The following is a 19,630-nucleotide window of genomic DNA, read 5'->3' as shown; positions in this document are numbered from 1 at the left end:
TTAATCGATTTGAGTAACGGTGCCGGTATCAGTGCCCGTGCCGGAATCGGTGACAGACACTTTAAAGTCGGTGGCATGCTGCTGCAGGTGCTTCACCACCCCCTGTGCCACCGCGGCAAACAACAACTTCATCTGGTCCATCGATTCAGGAAGCGGAATGTCACTGCCCATCACCAGCGGCCATTCAGTTTTGAATGACTCTATCATGGTGGCTGCCATACTATCGGCAAATCCGGAAGCGTCGAAATTAGTCCCTGCTTTCAGTGGCATGTATAAGTTGATTTACCCGGTGGTAACCTTGGTTGATAACAAAGAAGGCGTAGCGGGAGGCATGATAGCTACGGGCGGTGCAGGCGTGATGGGCACTGCCCCCAATGCCAGCTCTCCGGGATGCATATGAGCATTGAATATCTGCACCAGCTGATTGAGGTATTGCAACAAGTTGTCGCCGAATACTAACGGATGCGTGGAGTTTTCCACGAGTTCTATCTGTGGCGCCTCCACTACTATTTTAAGATTAGCCTGCATACGTATCTTGCCTGCCTGCACATCCAGCGTAATGATATTCTGACCATTCTCATCACTGACAGTGATCACTTCACTATCGTCGTTGAAAGAGATCATCAATCCCTTTTCACTGCGGATGATGCGTAAGGGCGGTGTTGCTTGCGTACCCTGCTCGTCTACCGGCAATTGATCATCCGACCAATAACCACCTGTCCAGATGGCATAAGCCGGGTCACCACCCTCAAACTCCACCCACACACCTGCATCAGGTTCTGGTATTAAGTAAGTGCCGGTCTTGTTGCCGGTGTACGGCACACAGGGCATTGCCCACACTTCCTGGTCGTGCAACACAGCAGGCACACTCACCTTGATCCTGCCCCGGTTGGTAGGATCAAGGTTGTCTTTGACAATACCCCTGTATTTGCCAAAAAAACGATTCCGGATATAATTTAAAACCTGATCGAGGTCCTGTGTACTCATGAGGATGATTCGGTAAGTTAAAAGATAGACGCTGCCATGCCACTGGCCGATGCCATTTCAACACCCCAGGCATTTCGGGCCAGTTCCAGTTCCATGACGTGCGCAGAAGCATTGATGATATGCTTTACGCCGGTTACATAATATTTGCCACCATAGCGGCTGCCGGCACCCACCATATTCACCAGCGTATGAAAACGGATCAGTTTATTGCACAAGCGATGAACACTGGTTCTGCACGTGGCATTGATGAACCATTGTGCATCCCGCAGCGCCCCCTCACTTCTTGCCTGCATGGCGCCGGCATCATCTACAGTAGGAGCGAGGTGAACAGTTTGCGCAGTGTCGCCGGCCGCCGTAGCCAGCGTGTCAGTACCGAGCGCAGGATCATCGAGGCTCACGTTGCTGCCGATGATCTCGCGCGTGCGAAGATTTACCTGTAGCCCCTCCGTCTGCGTTGGTCGCCGCGTATCGGCATTCAATCGCAGCGCTTCGATATTGTTATTCTCTGCATTCACGATGAGGTCTGCTGTTGGATTGCCCAATAAACTCTTTGGTTTGAAATGGCCGGTACTTTGCCCGGCCTCATCCACGGTAATCCAGAAGTGATAACCATTCCTGCGCGCAAGCGTTTTGATGACACTGAGATTTGATTCACGTTGCACATGGCTATGGTTGTTTTCATCATACGTAGAGGAAGGCGTAGCTTCTACATCGGCAGTCATGGCAGGATAGCTGGAAATGATCTGCGTCACGATATCGGCATCCGTACCGGAGTCGGTCACCCTGAATTGTACAGTATGGTCCATCACATAACCAAAATCTTCACCCTCCACTTTGATCCAGGAGCCCGCGCCTCCATGCTGTAAGTTCGAATCCTGCTGCAACACAGGGCCTTTTACCAGGCAGGCCAATCCATTGTCAGTTTGCGCCAACACACTTAAGATGGTCCCATTGGTAGTAATACTTTGTAGCGATTGCGCAATGTCGCCATCACACACATCCACTACAAAATGCAATTTGTAATGCGTGTTCTCGTCCATCTTCTCATACACCTCCACCTCGCTCACCATCTGCGTTAAAGCATCATGCGGCTGGTCGTTTACACAGATCAGTATATTCAGGCCCATGGATTATCTTTTATTAGGGATAGCAACTTCAGTCAGTTCACTCAATGTTTCAGAAAGCATTACATCATTGATAGAAGCAATGCGCCAGAACATAGTAGCATTATTGAGATAGCGTCCTGCGAGGTGATCCGTTTTCTGTCCCTTTTTCAACAAATGGAATCCCATAAGAGACTGTACCGGTGCTGCAGGTACAGCTACCACCTTTACCGTGCGCCCCCTTTTATCCTTTTGTTCATACTGAACAACATTTTTATAACGGCTTGCGTCATCGAACATAAATGCAGTTTTAGATAACGTAAATAAGATATCAGAAAGGAAGCATGCCGAGAATAGACTCTACACTGTTGGCCATGTTGGCAGCAGCAAGCACTTCCTTTTGCTTCCGGGTAAATTTGAAAGCTGCGATAGCAAGGTCTTCACTGAGCTTCCGGTTACACTGCGGGAAGTCTTTAGGCGTAAGGATTTTCAATCCGATACTCACCTTGGCACGGATGGGATAGAGCAGGGGAGAGTACGCCTGTTCTTCCACGGAAAATGAGGTCACCCGGACGGGCACGATCCTGCCCGGCCCCCATACAAACATCACCACAGGAACGGTGCCGCGGGGCACGGGTTGAGCCCCGCCACCACCGCCCAATGCGCCAGATACGCCGCCGCCAATACCACCGCCATCGCCCACGCTGGCGCCTACACTCAAAGAGCCGGTAATGGAACCAAGCAATCCACCCAGCAAACTATCACCCTGTGGATACAACAACATTTCCATGGCGGCAATACGGTCGGCCACGCCGGATATGAAAGCCACAGGGTGGGAGGCTGGCTTCTCCAAAGCATCCGCTGCGTCCAGCTCGAGCGCCAGCGTAAATGTTTCCGGTGGGTCCATGGGCTGTGCAGTGTGCGCAGTATCTGCGGCAGAAGATTCACCACTGCCGCCATTGCCCGGGCTCCATACTTCCAGCGAGCGCGTCATGCTCTCGGGGTTGTATTGAAACACGATCACATTAGGGATCGGTCCGATAAAACGCTCAGAGAATTCGATCAACGCACCTTTAAGCAACCTGGGAGAACGTGAATAATTCGACATAGTATCAATAACTTATTATTGGATGTAATCATCGATCTTTTTACTGTTGAAAGTATCCTTATACTTCCTGTTAGGTATTGATTTCAATTCAGGAAGATTGAAAAATATACTCGCGATAGTATCATTGAAGTTTAAGATCCTGTCCCGCGATAAATTAGAGACCCTTTTATCCCGGTCTGTAGCATGCAGCTTTCCAAGATCTTCCTGCAATGCCTTAGCCCAGAATAAAGCCACCTCCCTGTTATGAACGTTACTATTGACCTTTTGGAGGTCCTGGATCAATAACTCGACCTGCGCAATATATTCACGTCCTTTTGCTGGGATCACCTCGACCTCTTTTGCACTGCGGGAACGGTTACGGACCGGTTGTGCTGGCTTGCTGGAACCTGATTGATCCTGTAAGAATTGGTCAGGATGTCCGGTTGCCCTGATAGTTATATCGATCTCCGAAGCATCGGGCGTTTTATTAGCCGGGTTTTTAATAGTCACCTCCGCAAGTAAAATACTTTGCTCCTGCACGCCAGGTTTGGAGGCAAGCACTTCATATTTCACCGATTTCAAGTAAGGCTTGCCATTGATTTCTGCCCTTTCAATTCTCACAACAAGTCTCATCTGCGCATTCGGGTCCTGGTTCTTTCTCAATGCATCGATATGCCCTTCGAATATATCCTTTTGAACCCTTTGATTCACGGTAATAGCGGCATTGGCAATCGCTTGCGGGCTCTCTACACTGGTAATGGGGCCAATGCCATGCGCCAGCTCCATACCGGGCTCATTCAAACCCTTTGAACTATAATAAGCCTGGTAGTCGGCACGTATGCCTTGATCAGCATACAGCCGCGCTTCCAATTCGAAAATATCGTCACTGATCCGTGTGGTGCGGCTAACGCGCCCGGCTTCGTCTTCGTAATAGCGCGTTTTGCCAACCTGTGGGTCTGTAAAAAAATCCGCATCGCCTTTTTTTAAAGGGTTGTCTGCAGTAGACCCTTTGGCGAGTGTGTTGCCGGAGGCAATAGAAGTATCCTTCGCCGGCTTTAGGCTGCCCAGGTTCTTGGTGTGCTCTGCAATCTGCTTTTCATACTCGGCAATATCATTGTTTATCTTTTCCAGCGCCTGTTTCCTTGCAGCTTCCGCTTTTTCATCTCCTTTCTGCAGATCCGGATTCTTTAGCGCATCAGCTAGCCCGGTTTCCATATTGGTTTGTAGATTGCGCAACCCAGCGATCATTTCATTGAGCTTGGTAATCTCGTTAGTCGCTATAAAATGCTCACTGCCATATTTACCCGGCCCCTTGCCGGTTACCAGGAAATTTATATAATCGATCAGCTTACGCAAACTGCCAAGGGCGCCTTCATACTTTTGTAAAGTGGCTAATGTGTTTATGTGCCCTTCTACGATCTTTGGCGTTACCTGGGGGCCAACTTCCAGCACAAGCATGTTGTCACGATACCGCGCCCTTGCTGCATTACCCTTCAGCTCAGGATTATGAATAACTTCAGGAGTGTACTGCAGGTTAGTATCCTTTGCCTTGGCGGCGCTGCCCAATACATCCTGCAAGCCCTGGAATTCCGTTTCACTATAAGGGCCTCGCTTTTTTGCAGGATCGGGATTGCCCTCTCCGGCGGCTGTGTTCATATGGCCGCTGCTATAATGCTGTTTTAATTTACCGCCCAGGTTTTGCAAAACGGAACTCATCAATCCGGCCATTTGAGTTCTTGCATCCTTGTTGCTCATCTGGCCAAGCTTTACCTTCTCTTGTATCGTGGCAAATTGATCCATAATAGAGATGTTGCCATGCACTTCGCTCACCGCATTCAGTACGTCCTCGCTGACAGTCGCTATGTCTTTTATCTTTTTTAGTTGCGCTTCCGTCAGCAGGAAGAACTTCCCATACTTCTCAAAATAGCGAAGCTTGCTGCCAATGGCCTGAATCTGGCCTGCAGCTTTTCCCAGGAACATAGTGGCCGAAAGCAGTATCTGCACCATATCGCCAATGATCTGGCTATCTTTCCAGGAGAATGTGTTATCCGAAATACGTTTCGCAATCCGATCAGCGGCAAGGCCGGCAGTTAATGCGGCGCCTACAACAACCAGTGCAGGATTGGTAACCACCAGGCCGATCATGGCTATTGTTTCCGCCAGCCTTTCAAGGTTCATTTTGGCAGTCGTCCAGTCATGCGTTCTGATCTGTATCTGCTTCACCCTTTCTTCTTCCGTGAGGTTGTCCTTGAACCAGCCCACGTTTGGCAGTCGGATACTTAATATACCTCCACCATACTCTGCAGCCAATACGCTCGAGTATGCGGTAAGCGCATTCTCCAATGCTCCACTTTCCGAACTGGCGTATCCCTTCTCTTCATGGCTCTGATCAGTAGTGACATCAGAAACGTAAAAATAATATTGCATTCCTTTGCTCACTGGCTCAGTGATCTGTAGCATGAGCGGGTATTGCTGTCCTGTTACGCTGCTCACCAATACAGCTTCCGCACTGTGGTAAGTATGTTCCTGATTCCTTTTTTTGAGTAATGCAAGCTGTGCTTTAACCTGATCGATTTGCCTTTGGACTTCCCGTATGATACCTTGACCGATGTCGAATTGCAGCATAAAATCATACTTCTTCTCGAGCTCCTTTTTCCGCTCCTCCAGCTGCGCTATATTAGCCTCAAAAAGACCGGCATAGTCTCCTCCGACATAGAGTTCAAGGTTTTTAACTTTTTCCCTCAGTAATTTTAGCTGCTCCGGATCTACCTGATCTTGCGGCATAGCCTCCAGGAAAGCAAGGTTGAACCTCAGATCTTCCAGTTGTTTAGACGGCTTGTCCAATGCTTCCCGGGAGATTTCAGCAGTGTCCTGCACCTTGATGATCTTGGTAGCCACACTGGGCACCCGGATAACTTCACCCTTACTGGTTTTTATGCGTGCAATACAACGCGCTATATACACACCCTTTTTAGTCCAGTGTACAGAACGCTCTTCGTCATCAGCTACAAAATCTGCACCGGCACCCAGTGTCACTTTGCCCAGGGTGAATAAGGCATCCAGTCCATACAATTGCTTGTTTAGCTCATTAGCTACCACATCGAGATAACGCCCTTCATTGAGCGCCTTCTCTTCATCCGCACTGATATCTTTTTTTCGTTGTTTGAGTTCTTCCAGCGCCCTGTCGAAATCGCCCCCTACATGGTCCATCTTCTCACTCACTACACCCTCATTGTCGTCTCCGGCCAACGGCCTGGTTTCGATGGCCGACTGTGCATCAGCGAGCGCTTTTTTACCCTCGTTTTTCTCCATTTCACTTTGCCGCTCGTATAGATCGGTGATGTCCCAGATCTCCCAGCGGTATTCTTTCGTGGCCATCGCTTCAGTGATCTGGCCAAGGATGTGGTGGCTTACATTTTCCCATTTAAGCCTCATAGCCATAGTGCCCGTACCATTTACCGGCTGCTGATCTTCAGCTATTATTTCAGCAGGCAAAGCAGGCAACTGGTATTTGATAGGTTTACCGTCCTCACTTTCCAAAGAAGAGGTCAGACTTTCATCATAATTGGCAACCGCTTTATGTTCAGGATCATTAGGATCATCCGGGCTGCGCTTCGCCAGGCTTTTGGCAACACTGATAATACGTTCGTAGTAGAAATCGGCCCCGGCCTCTTTTTGTGTGTCGTCCAGGTAGCCTTTAAACTCAGTGGCCATTATCCAGGAATTATATCCATTCTCCCGTACTTGGATGATCTCCCGGTTCTCTTTATCCTTGATGAACTGCAGTTCGTCTGGTACAGCATCTTCCGGCAAGGTAAGTTGTGTGGCCTCGAACTTGCCGGTATAAGAGCCGGCTGTTCGGCCATTTCCTTTCACCAGTTGTTGCACTTCGCTAAACCATTTGGAAATACCTCCCCAATTGGTAGGAGCGGGCTTCGGAGGAGGCGTTTTGGGTGTAACAGGTGTTTCTTTCTTCTTTTGTTCTTCCTCTTCTTGCGGAATGATACGGTACGTGATTAGAACATTTTGCCGGAGGCCGTCTACCGTTTTGTCCTTTTTTTCAACATACTTCTTTAGCTCCTCTATATACTTTTGTTGACTGGTATCCTTCGGAATAAAAATAAATTGGAATCCGTCAAAGTCCGAATCATCTGCATCATAGAAAGAGCCATCGCCGTCTAAAGTAACGCGCAGGAAGAAAGCATCTCCATCCTCCAAATCTGCATTTATGGCACCTATAGCACTATACAGCCCCTCCATCTCCATGGTGTCCTGGCTTGTTTTGATAACCAATCTCCCTTTGTTTGTGTAATAATTACCCTCACCTCCAAGATCACTGGCATCTTTAACCGGAAACTTATTGGTCACCCACATCTCAAGCGTTTCTATACCACCCGCTTTCTCGAAATACAACTGAGTATTAGGCTGGCGCTGAACAATCCCTGCATTACCGACCCCGCCAGAAGACTGCTGCACCACATGCGTCAGCTCATGCGCCAGCAATTGCTCCCCCGCATGCGAATGCGGATTATATTGCCCGGCATTGAAATAAATATCCTGTCCGGTAGTGAAAGCCTTTGCATTCCACTGCTCGTTCAGTCCCGTAGCTTCGGCACCACTATGCACTTTTACTCCACTGAGATCTGCGTTGAAAAAGCCTTCCATGTTAGCTTGCGTAGCTGTATCGAGTGCGCTGCCACCAGAAGGCGCAGCCATTTGTTGATGACCGGATAAAGATGGTGCAGGCACACTAAGCTGTTGGGATTGACTGCCGGAAAGCGGTGTGACTTGTTGAGTTGCACCAGTACCGCCTCCCACAACTTGCGCAGCCATGGCATCAGCCTCCTGTTCATGTACATTGGAAACTGTATCCTTGAATTGCTTGAACTGCACCGGAAAACGATTAGTAGTATAAGTAGTGAGCTGTGTGCTAAAATCAGGCGTAGCATTTAATGCGGTGATCAGTGCATTTTGATCGGCTGTTCGGGCAGTACCCAGGCTTTCCAGCAACAACACCGCCATGGCATACCTTACCAGTGGGTGAACCGCAGTGCCCGAAGGCATGGAGTAAAGGTACATGCTCCCGGTAATATGCTGGCGAACCCTCGCAGACGCCATCGCATCGGCAACAATGATCCCGCTGCTCGCTGCACTGGGCCCATAAAACCGATAGATGATACCCAACGCGGTTACATTGGCAGCCACCGTAGCATCATTCAGCGTAGCATTCAACAACGCCTGTCGGTCACCTGCCGCAGCAGCCTGCACCCTGGTGTTGAGGGCGTTCATAACACCCACCAGTCGCTGACATCCCCTGTCAAAATCTTGCGTGCGCTGGTAATAATGCACGTAAGCATCTCGTCCTCTTTCTTCCTCACTTCTGGTATCACTGGGCCCGCTCACTGGCTCCGTTTGGAACCCCCACGAAGCACTGGCCTGGTATCGCTCCCAGGCGCCACTCCTGAAACTGCGGTCTGTATCGCCGGTAGTGCCGAGGTCGATGGCCACAGAAGGCGTAATTCCAAAGCCCCTGCTGAAAACACCACTGTATGCCTGCGCAACAGTCGTCATCCAGTCGCCGGTATTAGGACCGGTAATAGCATCATTATTGACGAGGTAATGCGTGTTGTCATCTTGGTTCTCGATCAATAGCGTCACGTGCTCTGGCATGGAAACCAGTTTGAACGAAAGGTTCAGCCGTGGTGTGGCGCCACGTCCCATCCTGAATATTTCATAAGCAGTGGTCAGTGCATAAACACCGCAATCACGAACACTTCGTCCAAGCAGGTCGGTGGGGAAATTAGTATCGAGATAACTACGCCCGAAGTCGCGGATGTTATATTCAGTGTGAACAGTAAAATGATGTAAGTATCTTTCTATGGTACGTATGGTGGAAGTTAGCGCAGCCCCACTGTTGCTACCTGTAGAGTTGTGTGCATATACCATTTGCCAGATACGTATACGTGTATCCAGCGATGTCATATCGATCACGCCGGTTGGAAACGCACTTCTGATAGCAGGTATAGCCAGTAAGTCATTCAGCAACTGAGCTTGCCCTTCCATGTCATTCACAATACGTTCAAAGCTGGAATGATAGTGCGGGAAAAAACCAAGTTCACTCGGAGTGGCTGTGCCGGGCAGTGGCGTTACCACTTCCTGCTCACCATTGTTTCCGTAGATAACATAACCAACACTACCTCTTTCATTGAATGACTCTGCGCTGTACATAGTAAGCCCTTCGCCGGATAATAACAGGTTATTCGTACGCAGAAAAGCCATGAAGTTCGTATGCTGGTTGCCCATCTCGGTAGCAAGCGTTGCATCACCGGCAAGAATGGCTTCCCGCTGTAGCCGCAGGAACGTGGTCAGGTCCTGGCGCAAAGCGGCATAAACCGAACCCATAGCAGAATAGCCGAAGACACTGCGAAGAGAAGCCCCCAACTGACCCAGATAAAATATTCCCTCCATTTCCCGCCGCCTTTGCCGGGGCGTAAGACCTGGCGAAATACTATCCATGCGTTGCCGGAGATCTTCATCGGAAGATGGTTGATTCCGGCTGTTCTCAAAACTTAATTCCATCTGGTCATACAGTACAATAATACCCAGTATGCTGAAAGCAGTAGGCCAATCCTGCCGGCGGGCCGCTTGCACCCCTTCCTCACGTACCTGGTCGATGTAGTACGACTCCATGAACTCGTGCGGAGAAGGATGTATCGAAACATACCTGATCCAGAAGAAGTCTTCACAACGTTGCAACACCTGCAAGCCCTCAGTCATGCGTCCGTTACGCATCAGGTAAACAGACAACTCCAACCCAAATCGGTTTAAGTCATCCAGATCGATATGCATGCCGGCAAGCCGCACAGCCAGCCGCAATGCCTCATCCCGGCGGAAATTCCTTTGCGCTTCCTCAAATTGAGTCCACACCTGCCTGGAAGTTTCTATAGGCGGCAGTATAAGCTCATCCCGTTGTATCAGGTGCAGCCCATTTCGTTGCTGCAACACATGTGTAAGCTCATGCGCCAGCAACTTTTTACCTTCCGGCGTATCCGTTGAATACGCTCCCTTATTAAAAAGTATCTTATTGTTATAAGTAAAAGCCCTTGCCTGTATCGATTTGCTCAGATCAGCAGCTTGCTCGTCGGCAAAGATCCTCACATCCGAAAAGTCAGCCCCAAACAATTGCTCCATCGTTTCCCGGGTGCTGTCCGGAAGCGGGCTGCCGCCGGTCACGCTATTCAGTCCGGTAACGAATGAATCAGAAACCGGTAAATCATAGTTGCCCGTTTCCCCTTTGCGCATGATGCGCTGATTATGGCCGCCAGGCGCAGCCTTGTCAGCAGAAGGTTGAAATGATTTGCCGATCAGGCCGGTGGTAGGCGTAGCAGTCTTCTTAAGGTCATTTTCCGCGGCGATCACTTTTTCTGCCATAGCATCCGCCTCCTGCTCATATTGGTCACCAGGTTGATTCACTTCCAGCTTGGCCTGAATATTCTTGGCCTTGCCAGCAGTGACAACCTGTTTATTCCCAACTTTGTTATGAGAAGAGAATTGACCCATGGATTACAAAGAATACATTTTTATCTGCCGTATGATCTGCTCGGCAACAGCCTCAGCCATAGAGATACCCGGAGCAATAGACGATTCATTTATTTTCACCTGCAGTTCGAATACGTTGCATTGCGTGATATCAGTTGGTAACGCATTCGCAACACGCTGCGCCACCTCCACGCCAAACCGGCTGGCTTCATCTTCCGCCATGCCCGGCACACGCAATACCATTTCATCGATCTGGATCATGAATAAAACCAGTTGAAGTGCTGTTGAAGCTCTTTGTTCATGCTTTTTCCTTCCTTCACCAATTCCCGTTCCACGGCACGCAACAAATGCGAAGTATGTAAAGCCGCTTTTTCTTTCCTCGTCATGAAGATGGCCGATAAAACGGCCTGTTTGATCTGCGCCCCTGTCATTTCCAGCAACTCGGAAAATACCCGTAGGTCACCATGCAACATCAGCACGGCTCTGTCACCTGCAAGCTGCTGAATGATGGAACGCCACAATTGAAGACGTTGAGAAGAATCGGGCTTCTGAAAATCTACCACATAACGGAACCGGCGTATAAAAGCAGGATCTACATTCGATTTCCGGTTGCTCGATAAAATAACGATGCCGGGGTATTGCTCGATGGCCTGCAATAAGTAATTCGTGTCTGTATTGGCATACCGGTCATTCGCATCCTTCACGTCCGTTCTTTTGCCAAACAATGCGTCCGCCTCATCAAACAACAACACAATATCCATCGACCTGGCCTGCGATAAGATGCGCTCCAGGTTTTTCGAACTTTCACCGATGTACTTGCTCACAACAGCCGATAAGTCCACCCTAAAAAGATCGAGCTTAAGCGTGGAAGCGATCACCTGCGCAGCCATGGTCTTGCCGGTACCCGGGCTGCCGGTAAATAAAGCGATCAGGCTTCGTCCCTGCGGGAAAAGCCGTTGCGCCGCAAACTGCTCCCAGAAATGGACCCGTTCAGTAGCTTCAAAAGTAAAGTCCTCGATGGTGTCCTTTACAGTATCACTCACTACAAGGTCATCCCATGTAAAAGAACCATTATTAAGTTGAGCCAGTTTTCCAAGACGATGCGCAGCATCCTGCTTCAAAGCTTCGTAAGCCTCAGCGATAGAGTTACACTTTTTACGCCCCAGCGAAACGATCTGTCCAACGGTAGATTGATACTTCTCCACCATTTCATGCAGTTCCCCCGGAGGCCAGGTCATAGATTGCGGCACCCATTGCTTCCACAAAGACATCCTTTCATCAAACTTGATGACAGGGATCTCCACCCGTATATCGATGAACGATGGATCAGGAGGAAGATGATTGCCCAATGAGCCAATGAAAAATTGCAACGCAAATGAATCAATAGTAGTAGAAGGAATTATTTCTTCTCCGTCCGACCGGTACCAGGCCGGAACAGTATTAGTGAGAAATGCATATCGTTGAGCCTGCAGATAAAGCAGTTGCTGGCGATGCTCGGCTGCCTGATTTATATCGATACCGATCAGCCCAAAGCCCAGCGATTGACAAACAATAGCGGCAAAGGTTTTTCTGCCGGAACCTTCCGCGCCGGTCACGTGAACACGCACCCGTTGATGCCTGTCTTCAGATAGTATCCGCTTTACATGCTCAACCGTTTTCTTTATAGGCCAGTCAGCGAGCGCTTGCTGCGGAGCCTGCAACTTGGCTGCAGCGGATAACGGCTCGCCCATATCATTATACCCCAATAACCAGTTCTTGATAAATGGATCACACTCTATACGGTCAGGCTCGCCATTACTGCCAGCTATTTCCCTGATCAGGCTCCAGGCCCGCAAAGGAGAAGCCGGACGAAACCAGCCGGGCTGCCTGTGATCAAACAATTTAGATACGAGTGTTTCTGTCACATAGCTTCTGCCACTATGGTCCTGCATATACATAAACACCTTGCCAAGATCGGGGTCGATGGCGAGCGCAAAACAAGTTTGCAAAAGATGCAGTTCAGCTTGATCCAGTCCAAATATCCGCGCAAGCATCAGCAGCCTCGATCCGGTAACCGAAGCAAGCGCACTGTCTGTTGCACGGATGGCTTTGCCCAGTTCCTGCATCGCCGGGTCCTGCTCCATCCATTGCTGTTCACGAACAGGATCATCTATCTGGGCCAGGTAACCATCCACTTCAATATGAGCTGTAAATTCCCTGTTCCCGTTTTGTAGCGTTTCCGCCCATATCTTCCGGAGCCAGGCAATACGCCGGCGCGAAAGCAGCCGTATCTTTTGCAACACGAGATGCTGCTCCGTTACCGGCTCTGCTGCACGATTGGAATTGACAATTTGGTCTATGATGTCGATCACGTTGATGAATATTTTATAAGCCTGTTATCCAGTTGGGGGCCGATTCCACGCCGTTGATGAGTATTCTTACAGGCACAAGTCCGGTAGCAAGTACCGCCGGCGCCCTTAACTCCACGACGTTGGCAGCCGTTATTTTAAATTCACCGGGATTGAGCGCGCCACCAGGTCTGTACAACAACTGGTCTTCACCTAAAAACACCTGCACATCTCCCGGCAATAAGTCAGGGTGCTGCACAATGTATACGTTCACGATGAACGTGTCCCCACCGACGCCCGCAGCGGGAGCCACGCTGTTGATGCGCGGCGCAACGAGAAAAGGAAATTGATTCGAGTTTTGAACAAAAGTTTTGATGCCGGCCGAAGTAGCACGGGTAACTGTTAAAGATACCTGTGCTCCATACAGGCCAGGCAATATATCGACGGGAGTTAAAGCCGTTTTTAGCGTTGCATTTTCCCGTACGGTGGCCGCTATGGTATGATCGGCCGTCCGTACAAGTTGCCAATCCACAGCATTGGCAACAGCAGGCTCTGCCCAGCGTGGATGGAGGATGAGTAATTCAAATGTGCCGCCACCGAGTCCGGTACCTTTTAGCAACAACTTACTGAGTTCCGTAGCAGGCAATGCATTCGCAGGAGTCACCTGAGCCGGAGAAGCGAACACCTGCCTTGGAGTGATTTCTCCAGGCACGGTATACACGATCACCGATTCGCTGCTGGTAAGCTGTGGCAGGTTGATGGGGAAAACATAATTGCCATACGTCAACACGCGACCCGCATATGATTTCGGCTTCTCTGGCTCGAGGAAAATAGCCGACACTTCATAATAAGCAGAGAGCCTTACGGGCGATTCAGCCGCTGCCCAGTACTGAACCGATTCACTGGGCGTAAGCGTTTGCAGTGTGATCTTGATATTTATTTTCTTGCCACCCGGATTGGTGGAAGTGAGCACAGGATGATCATGCAGCGTTTTCATGGCAACAGACATCAGCCGCTGCTCTTCATAAGCATCCTCCTGCTCACCCTCTCGCCAGTTGGCCGAGAGCTGGTAAAACAAGTTTAAAGCCATGGGTGTATAACTCACGGCCGGACTGTCTTTGCCCGGGGCAGGGTAATTTTTATAATGCGCACTTTCCTGCACATGAAATAAATAAAAACCAACGCCCAGCTCAGTATTGCGCAGCAACTCGGGCAACACCCTTACAGTAAGCCCCGGATCGATGGCATTTTGCAATAAAGTGACGATCGTTCTGGTGATCTCTGTTAAAGAAGTATAATCCATATCATAATTGACCCAGCCCGAAACCAAACTTACTGCGTGGAGTAGAAGTAGGCGAAGGCTGAGACTTTATCACCTGGTTAATGATTTTGTTCACCGGTTTTTGAGCCGGCACGATCTCTACAGTGATCTTGCCGATCACCAGAGAAGGCAACGGTTTTTCTTTTTGTAGAGGCTCTGGAGATTCCATCGGCACAGGAGGCTGAAGGAACACGGGCGCTGCCGTAGCCTGATTAGGGGAAAGAGCAGGAGAGAGCGAAACCTTCTCCTGTATGGACTCGATGGGTTGTAGTAAAACAATGGGTTGCTGTTGAGAAGCTTCTCCTTCAATCACCCCTTGCTGAATAGGCTTGATCGTTGTCTGGTCTGTCGCTTGTTGTGCGCCTGCCGTTTTTACGGACGGATGGATTGTATCAGGTGTTAGGGGAACCTTACGCTCCAACGCTGCACCAGTTCTGTCAGTAGCAGGTTGAGGAGTTGTTGCGCCCTTATGGTAAACATTCCCTGGTGAGCCCTGATTACGCTCGATGTATTTCGAAAGATACACAGGCTTTATAAAAGGAGAAGCGGTGGCATCAGTGATATTCTCTTTCACGGGTTGCACCTGTCCTGGTACATCCTTTCCCATACGCGAAGAAATACTCGATGCCGAGCGGCTATCTTCCCTGGGTTGAGCAGTGTCCATTGTATCAGGGGCAGATCGATCGAACGGATCATCCAACACCTTCTCGATAGGTGAATGAGCAGGAGCCAGCATGGGCTGATCACTCACCACATTGCGTGCAGCTATTTGAGCAAAATAATTACCCATGCATTTAAAGTTCAGATTCGATCAGGAGAACATATTGCTTCCGCAGATGACGAGGCAGGTTGAGAATAGTATCAGCACTCCAGTGATACTTGCTCGCAATGCGATGCACCTCCCTGATGAGCTGCGGATATTCCTGCTTCAACCGGGTGAGGAAGAAAGTTTGAATATCGAAATGCACCTCCTGGTCTGTGCCACACTCGGGACAGTGCGCCTGCATGGCAAGATTCAGCACGGGTGCTATCTCAGCCATTTTTTCCTGCACCAATCCACCGATCTTTTTAATATCCCCTTTTATCAGGCACCTCGAGAGCAAAAAGTCTTCAGCCGTTGTCTCCGAAAATTCAGTCAACAACAACTCGTCTGCGCCGGTGGGCAAACGGAAGCGTCCGTCCTGATCTATTTCATAAACACCTTCAGACGACCCGGCAGCCGACAACTGGTAATGATCGAGTAAAGAAGATAATGAAAAGTCAAGATCGAACGGCGACCCGCAATGCCGGCACGTAAGCGTACTTTGAATTGTATTGCCATACATAGACATGTACAACGCAGCGAAGATCCTGTCGCGGTCGGCAGTAACGATATCCGCCACCTTGAAAGTGCCGGTCGTCACTTCTGGGTTCACCCGGTGAACGATGTTCTCCAGCAACGACAAGGCCGTCCGGGTGGAAACATCTTCCACCAACATTTCATCGGACCCCCGCAATGGATGCAGGAAAAGGCCAGTGGCGTTATGAGTTAGCCGTAACGGCACGAAAATATTGCCCATGATAAGAGTTGACTATTGGCCGGTTATTTTTGAGTAGGCTCAGGTACCTCGACGTCGCGTTCCCATCCTTCATTCTGCAACACGATCTGTTCGAACAATACAGCATTGGCATTCGCATCGAGCGCGTCGAGCGCCTGGTAGCTCGATACCCAGCAACGATAGATCTTGTAAGCCTTTGCCACCTGGCCAGCTTCATTGAGCAATTCAATGATGATATCTTTCCGGAAGTCCTTCAGGGAAATAACACTATCCCCCTCCACACTCCATATCTTTTTAGCCCAGTTCTCAAACTCCGGATCATGCGTCACACCACGATCGAGCGTGATAGGCTCGAATTTCCAGGTGCCGGGATTTACCCGCACGGTACTTGGATCACCACCTTCCCGGTGCGTGATAGGTTCGGTGGATTGTTTGAGCGCCGATACTTTACTGATGCCTGCCACATACCTGCCATCCCATTTCACACGAAACTTGAAATTCTTGTAAGGGTCATAGCGATAAGCATTGACCACAAATTGCGGAACTGCCATAGATGATTGATTTTAGAAGTTAAACCTGGATTTGACCTGTCATTTGCTGCAGGTATAATACCACGAACTCGGCTGGTTTCAGCGGAGCGAAACCTACCCACACATTCACAACACCAAGGTTGATGTCGTTCTGCGTAGTCGTTTCACTGTCACACTTCACGAAATAAGCTTCCTGTTTGGTCGCCCCCTGAAAAGCTCCCTGACGGAACAGATCGTGCATGAACGCTCCGACGTTAAGCCGTATCTGCGACCACAAAGGTTCATCATTGGGCTCAAACACTACCCATTTCAAACCGCGGTACAAACTTTCTTCGATGAATAAAGCCGTGCGGCGTATAGGAACATACTTGTATTCACTGCCGAAATCATCATCACCGTCCATAGTCCTGGCGCCCCAGCTCACAATACCATTGGGGAATATTCGGAGCGTATTCACCGCTCTTGGGTTCAACACACCATTCTCTCCATCAGAAAAGCGATACTCCAAACCATTGATACCCCTGATATCAGCTTCTGTACCCGCAGGTGCTTTCCACACACCACGGCTGGAATCGATACGCGCCATCAGGCCGGCAATAGCGCCACTGGGGCCTACTTCTACCGGCGTATCATTTTCATTCACGATAAGCTTGGGATAATATACCGCGCTGTGATCACTTACGAGACCGGTGCGCAGCGTACTAACCCCTACAAGATTGTTGGTGGCTATTTGAACAGTAGTCCAGCTATCTTCAGGGTCCATCAATAAAAAGGCCCGCTTCTGCTGACAGAATACACTGGCATTGCCCCAAAGACTTCTCAAAGTGGCGCCAGTATTGTTCCTGGTCAATACCATCAGGTTAAACAAATCAACCTCTTTATCGATGATGATATATGCACTATCATAATCGGTGGTCGCCAGCGCAACACCATCACCGCCTGTTGTAAGTGCAGCAGGAACGGGTGGCGGACCGGCGGGCGTTATAGCCGGACGGTTCACGTTGGCAGGAGTAGGAGCGTCAAGAACAGCCCATTTATAATCCACATACTTCAAAGCATAACGCGGATGAACAGGGTCCATGCTGAGCCCCTTCCAGGTTTGCTTGTCCGATTCTGCAAACCCGCCCGATGGTTTAGGAACCAGCCGGAACAAGGTAAGATCGAATTCCGTTGCAGAAGTAGGAGGGTGTTCCACGATCGCGCGGACAGAATCGCCCAGCGCACCGGGATACCGCGCATTGATGATGAGTGTGTCCAATGCACCCGCATCATCGAGCGTTACGGTAGAAGTGCTCACGTTATTGGCGGGCGTGAGATCATTCTCCCGGCCCACACGCATCACATAGCATTTAGTTCCGCCATTTAAAAAGAACAGCCTGACGGACCTGGCCAGATCACCCTGAGCAACCGATGAGGTGAAAGTGCGGTCAAAATCACTATAGTTAAGACACAATACAGGCTCATTGACTGGACCCCATACTGCCGCCCCTATAAAGATTGTTGTAGAGGTACTCACACCCGCAATGGTGCGCACCCCACTTGGCACTTCCTGAACGTACACACCGGGATAAGAAGTTTGTACTGCCATAAGTTGATGTTTAGCAATAAATGATTATAGATAATTGTTTCAGCTCACTTGTTAGAAGGAATATCACGGCTTCGCCAAAGACAGTCACATAATGCAGGTGACCGACTGGTAAAATGTCGAATATAAAATGGGCTTAAGAAAGAACCCTAAGCCGGCTTGATTCAATTTCAATACAGGCAAACTGTCCCAGGCTCTCGATATGCATTTGGAAACGTTGTTTGCCCGATTCCTGAAAGGTATAACCTTGCATGCCCGATAAAGGGCCTGAAATGATTTCTACCCGATCGCCCTTTTGTACGGGCCTTGGTTGTATAGAAACAGAATGCTCGTGATTACACAGCATTCTCAGGTGTTCGATCTCGCTTTCACTGGAGGTAGCCAGTCCGCTGGCCGTTTTTAGAAAGTAGAAAAAGTCGCTGGTCTCATGCAGTAGTTTTCTATCACTCAAACTGGTGAGGAGAAAAATATACGGTCTGAGAATGGGTACATTGACCCATTTTTTCCGGTCGCTCCAATAATGTAATTGCTTTTGAATAGGCATGTAGAAAGAATAGCCCATCCGTTGTAATAGCTCTTGCGCTTTCGTGTAGGTTATCTTTTTGACAACAACTACATACCACTTCTTGTATGATTCGAATTGATTGTGCATAAAGGTTTCAGGCAGGAACTAAGCATTCCTGGCGATGTTTTGCATAAAAACATCCTGATTAAAATAAATTGCTACAGATGGATGATTCAACCAATTAGAAACAAGTTGCTTATAGGATTGGATTAAGTATTTGCATCAATAGGGTGGAGGACAGATCAAGTGTAAATTACGTGCACACTTGTTAACTCAATGTAACCTCTTTGAGTGACTGATAAATGAATGCTACGGAATGCGAGTTTGGGGTAATTGTTACAGTCGGGTCTTTTCGGGCCGTTAAATTACAAAAAATACTTTTGAAAATTCATCAGCCCGGTAAAAGATATGTCAAATGTAGAAATTAAGCGAGAACTGAGAATACTACTTTAGTGGTATTTAAAAAAGTGGTGGCATTTATGATATAGCTATTTGAAAGTACGAAAGATGGCATCAGTTAGCCATACATCTATTGCTTTATAACTTAATTCAACAATCAAAAAAAGGTGAAAAAACGGTATAGCTGATAAATTTAGGCTTATAAATTCGGTTAGCAATAAACATTTTAAAATGGATATTCAATCAAATTTCGAAAAACAAAAATTCGCGCTCGAAATGCTCAGAAAAGAAATAGAGTATCGAAGAGATAAAGCATGGAAGATATTTTCATGGGTGAGCACAATTTTGGTAGGCATAGTAGGTGGAGTAGTTGTCATTGCAAGCAAGAAGTCGGAGTGGAAGCTTGAATGGTTTCATGCATTAGTGTTAATGCTTTCAATTATTGTTTTGTCTATTTATTCATGCTTGTGGATACAGCAAAATCTGGATATTCAAGATGCTGGTTTAAAAAAAGTTAAACCATACGAAGTCGCTTTAGGAATAAGGGAGGAAGTTGAAGCGTGTCAGAAACGACCAGTTTGGGGTTATATTATAACTGTGGTTTTGTTAACCATTGCAGCTGTCTTAGCTGTTTGTATTGTCTTATAAT

15 protein-coding genes are annotated in these 19,630 nt (G+C 48.7%); 1 reads left to right on the top strand and 14 read right to left on the bottom strand.

The window, feature by feature from the left end:
* The 14 genes from AC5JBY_RS30820 to AC5JBY_RS30755 all read right to left on the bottom strand — a co-directional run bounded on the left by AC5JBY_RS30820 (position 1) and on the right by AC5JBY_RS30755 (position 18,669).
* Positions 1 to 270, bottom strand: coding sequence for a hypothetical protein (locus AC5JBY_RS30820; protein ID WP_495908548.1), 270 nt, complete (start codon positions 268 to 270; stop codon positions 1 to 3).
* Positions 271 to 282: 12 nt separating this feature from the next.
* Positions 283 to 987 (bottom strand): phage baseplate assembly protein V, encoded by a 705-nt coding sequence (locus tag AC5JBY_RS30815; RefSeq protein WP_495908547.1) that lies wholly within the window; start codon positions 985 to 987, stop codon positions 283 to 285.
* Between the two features lie 17 nt (positions 988 to 1,004).
* Complete coding sequence (locus AC5JBY_RS30810; protein ID WP_495908546.1) at positions 1,005 to 2,114, bottom strand: hypothetical protein; 1,110 nt, start codon at positions 2,112 to 2,114, stop codon at positions 1,005 to 1,007.
* Between the two features lie 3 nt (positions 2,115 to 2,117).
* Positions 2,118 to 2,390, bottom strand: a complete 273-nt coding sequence (locus tag AC5JBY_RS30805; protein WP_495908545.1) for a hypothetical protein — start codon at positions 2,388 to 2,390, stop codon at positions 2,118 to 2,120.
* 31 nt (positions 2,391 to 2,421) lie between these two features.
* Entirely contained in the window at positions 2,422 to 3,198 is a 777-nt protein-coding gene (locus tag AC5JBY_RS30800) for a hypothetical protein (protein WP_495908544.1), read from the bottom strand.
* A 15-nt stretch (positions 3,199 to 3,213) separates the two neighbouring features.
* Positions 3,214 to 10,737 (bottom strand): eCIS core domain-containing protein, encoded by a 7,524-nt coding sequence (locus tag AC5JBY_RS30795; protein WP_495908543.1) that lies wholly within the window; start codon positions 10,735 to 10,737, stop codon positions 3,214 to 3,216.
* Positions 10,738 to 10,740: 3 nt separating this feature from the next.
* Positions 10,741 to 10,977 (bottom strand): hypothetical protein, encoded by a 237-nt coding sequence (locus AC5JBY_RS30790; RefSeq protein ID WP_495908542.1) that lies wholly within the window; start codon positions 10,975 to 10,977, stop codon positions 10,741 to 10,743.
* Positions 10,974 to 13,067, bottom strand: coding sequence for an ATP-binding protein (locus AC5JBY_RS30785; RefSeq protein WP_495908541.1), 2,094 nt, complete (start codon positions 13,065 to 13,067; stop codon positions 10,974 to 10,976). The genes AC5JBY_RS30790 and AC5JBY_RS30785 overlap by 4 nt, the downstream gene beginning before the upstream one ends.
* Before the next feature lie 13 nt (positions 13,068 to 13,080).
* Entirely contained in the window at positions 13,081 to 14,346 is a 1,266-nt protein-coding gene (locus AC5JBY_RS30780; RefSeq protein ID WP_495908540.1) for a Pvc16 family protein, read from the bottom strand.
* 1 nt (position 14,347) lies between these two features.
* Positions 14,348 to 15,154 carry a hypothetical protein gene (locus AC5JBY_RS30775; protein ID WP_495908539.1) on the bottom strand — a complete coding sequence of 269 codons (807 nt, stop codon included), beginning with the start codon at positions 15,152 to 15,154 and terminating at the stop codon, positions 14,348 to 14,350.
* A gap of 4 nt (positions 15,155 to 15,158) precedes the next feature.
* A complete protein-coding gene (locus AC5JBY_RS30770) occupies positions 15,159 to 15,923 on the bottom strand; it encodes a T4 family baseplate hub assembly chaperone (RefSeq protein ID WP_495908538.1) in 765 nt (254 codons plus the stop codon).
* 23 nt (positions 15,924 to 15,946) lie between these two features.
* Positions 15,947 to 16,453 (bottom strand): phage tail protein, encoded by a 507-nt coding sequence (locus AC5JBY_RS30765; protein WP_495908537.1) that lies wholly within the window; start codon positions 16,451 to 16,453, stop codon positions 15,947 to 15,949.
* A 19-nt stretch (positions 16,454 to 16,472) separates the two neighbouring features.
* Positions 16,473 to 18,020, bottom strand: coding sequence for a phage tail sheath family protein (locus AC5JBY_RS30760; protein WP_495908536.1), 1,548 nt, complete (start codon positions 18,018 to 18,020; stop codon positions 16,473 to 16,475).
* Positions 18,021 to 18,153: 133 nt separating this feature from the next.
* Positions 18,154 to 18,669, bottom strand: coding sequence for a UpxY family transcription antiterminator (locus AC5JBY_RS30755; protein ID WP_495908535.1), 516 nt, complete (start codon positions 18,667 to 18,669; stop codon positions 18,154 to 18,156).
* Positions 18,670 to 19,212: 543 nt separating this feature from the next.
* Between AC5JBY_RS30755 and AC5JBY_RS30750 the strand changes: the two genes are divergently transcribed.
* A complete protein-coding gene (locus AC5JBY_RS30750) occupies positions 19,213 to 19,629 on the top strand; it encodes a hypothetical protein (protein WP_495908534.1) in 417 nt (138 codons plus the stop codon).
* Position 19,630: the final 1 nt, after the last annotated feature.

It is taken from the genome of Paraflavitalea sp., assembly GCF_059502485.1.
Note: the sequence above shows the minus strand (reverse complement) of the source record. Positions and strands in the feature narration are given on the sequence as shown.

Coding starts and splice junctions, on each gene's coding strand:
- AC5JBY_RS30810 (WP_495908546.1), bottom strand. CDS start 2,114: ATGGGCCTGAATATACTGATCTGTGTAAACGACCAGCCGCATGATGCT.
- AC5JBY_RS30775 (WP_495908539.1), bottom strand. CDS start 15,154: ATGGGTAATTATTTTGCTCAAATAGCTGCACGCAATGTGGTGAGTGAT.
- AC5JBY_RS30780 (WP_495908540.1), bottom strand. CDS start 14,346: ATGGATTATACTTCTTTAACAGAGATCACCAGAACGATCGTCACTTTA.
- AC5JBY_RS30820 (WP_495908548.1), bottom strand. CDS start 270: ATGCCACTGAAAGCAGGGACTAATTTCGACGCTTCCGGATTTGCCGAT.
- AC5JBY_RS30755 (WP_495908535.1), bottom strand. CDS start 18,669: ATGCACAATCAATTCGAATCATACAAGAAGTGGTATGTAGTTGTTGTC.
- AC5JBY_RS30770 (WP_495908538.1), bottom strand. CDS start 15,923: ATGGGCAATATTTTCGTGCCGTTACGGCTAACTCATAACGCCACTGGC.
- AC5JBY_RS30805 (WP_495908545.1), bottom strand. CDS start 2,390: ATGTTCGATGACGCAAGCCGTTATAAAAATGTTGTTCAGTATGAACAA.
- AC5JBY_RS30765 (WP_495908537.1), bottom strand. CDS start 16,453: ATGGCAGTTCCGCAATTTGTGGTCAATGCTTATCGCTATGACCCTTAC.
- AC5JBY_RS30760 (WP_495908536.1), bottom strand. CDS start 18,020: ATGGCAGTACAAACTTCTTATCCCGGTGTGTACGTTCAGGAAGTGCCA.
- AC5JBY_RS30790 (WP_495908542.1), bottom strand. CDS start 10,977: ATGATCCAGATCGATGAAATGGTATTGCGTGTGCCGGGCATGGCGGAA.
- AC5JBY_RS30815 (WP_495908547.1), bottom strand. CDS start 987: ATGAGTACACAGGACCTCGATCAGGTTTTAAATTATATCCGGAATCGT.
- AC5JBY_RS30800 (WP_495908544.1), bottom strand. CDS start 3,198: ATGTCGAATTATTCACGTTCTCCCAGGTTGCTTAAAGGTGCGTTGATC.
- AC5JBY_RS30795 (WP_495908543.1), bottom strand. CDS start 10,737: ATGGGTCAATTCTCTTCTCATAACAAAGTTGGGAATAAACAGGTTGTC.
- AC5JBY_RS30750 (WP_495908534.1), top strand. CDS start 19,213: ATGGATATTCAATCAAATTTCGAAAAACAAAAATTCGCGCTCGAAATG.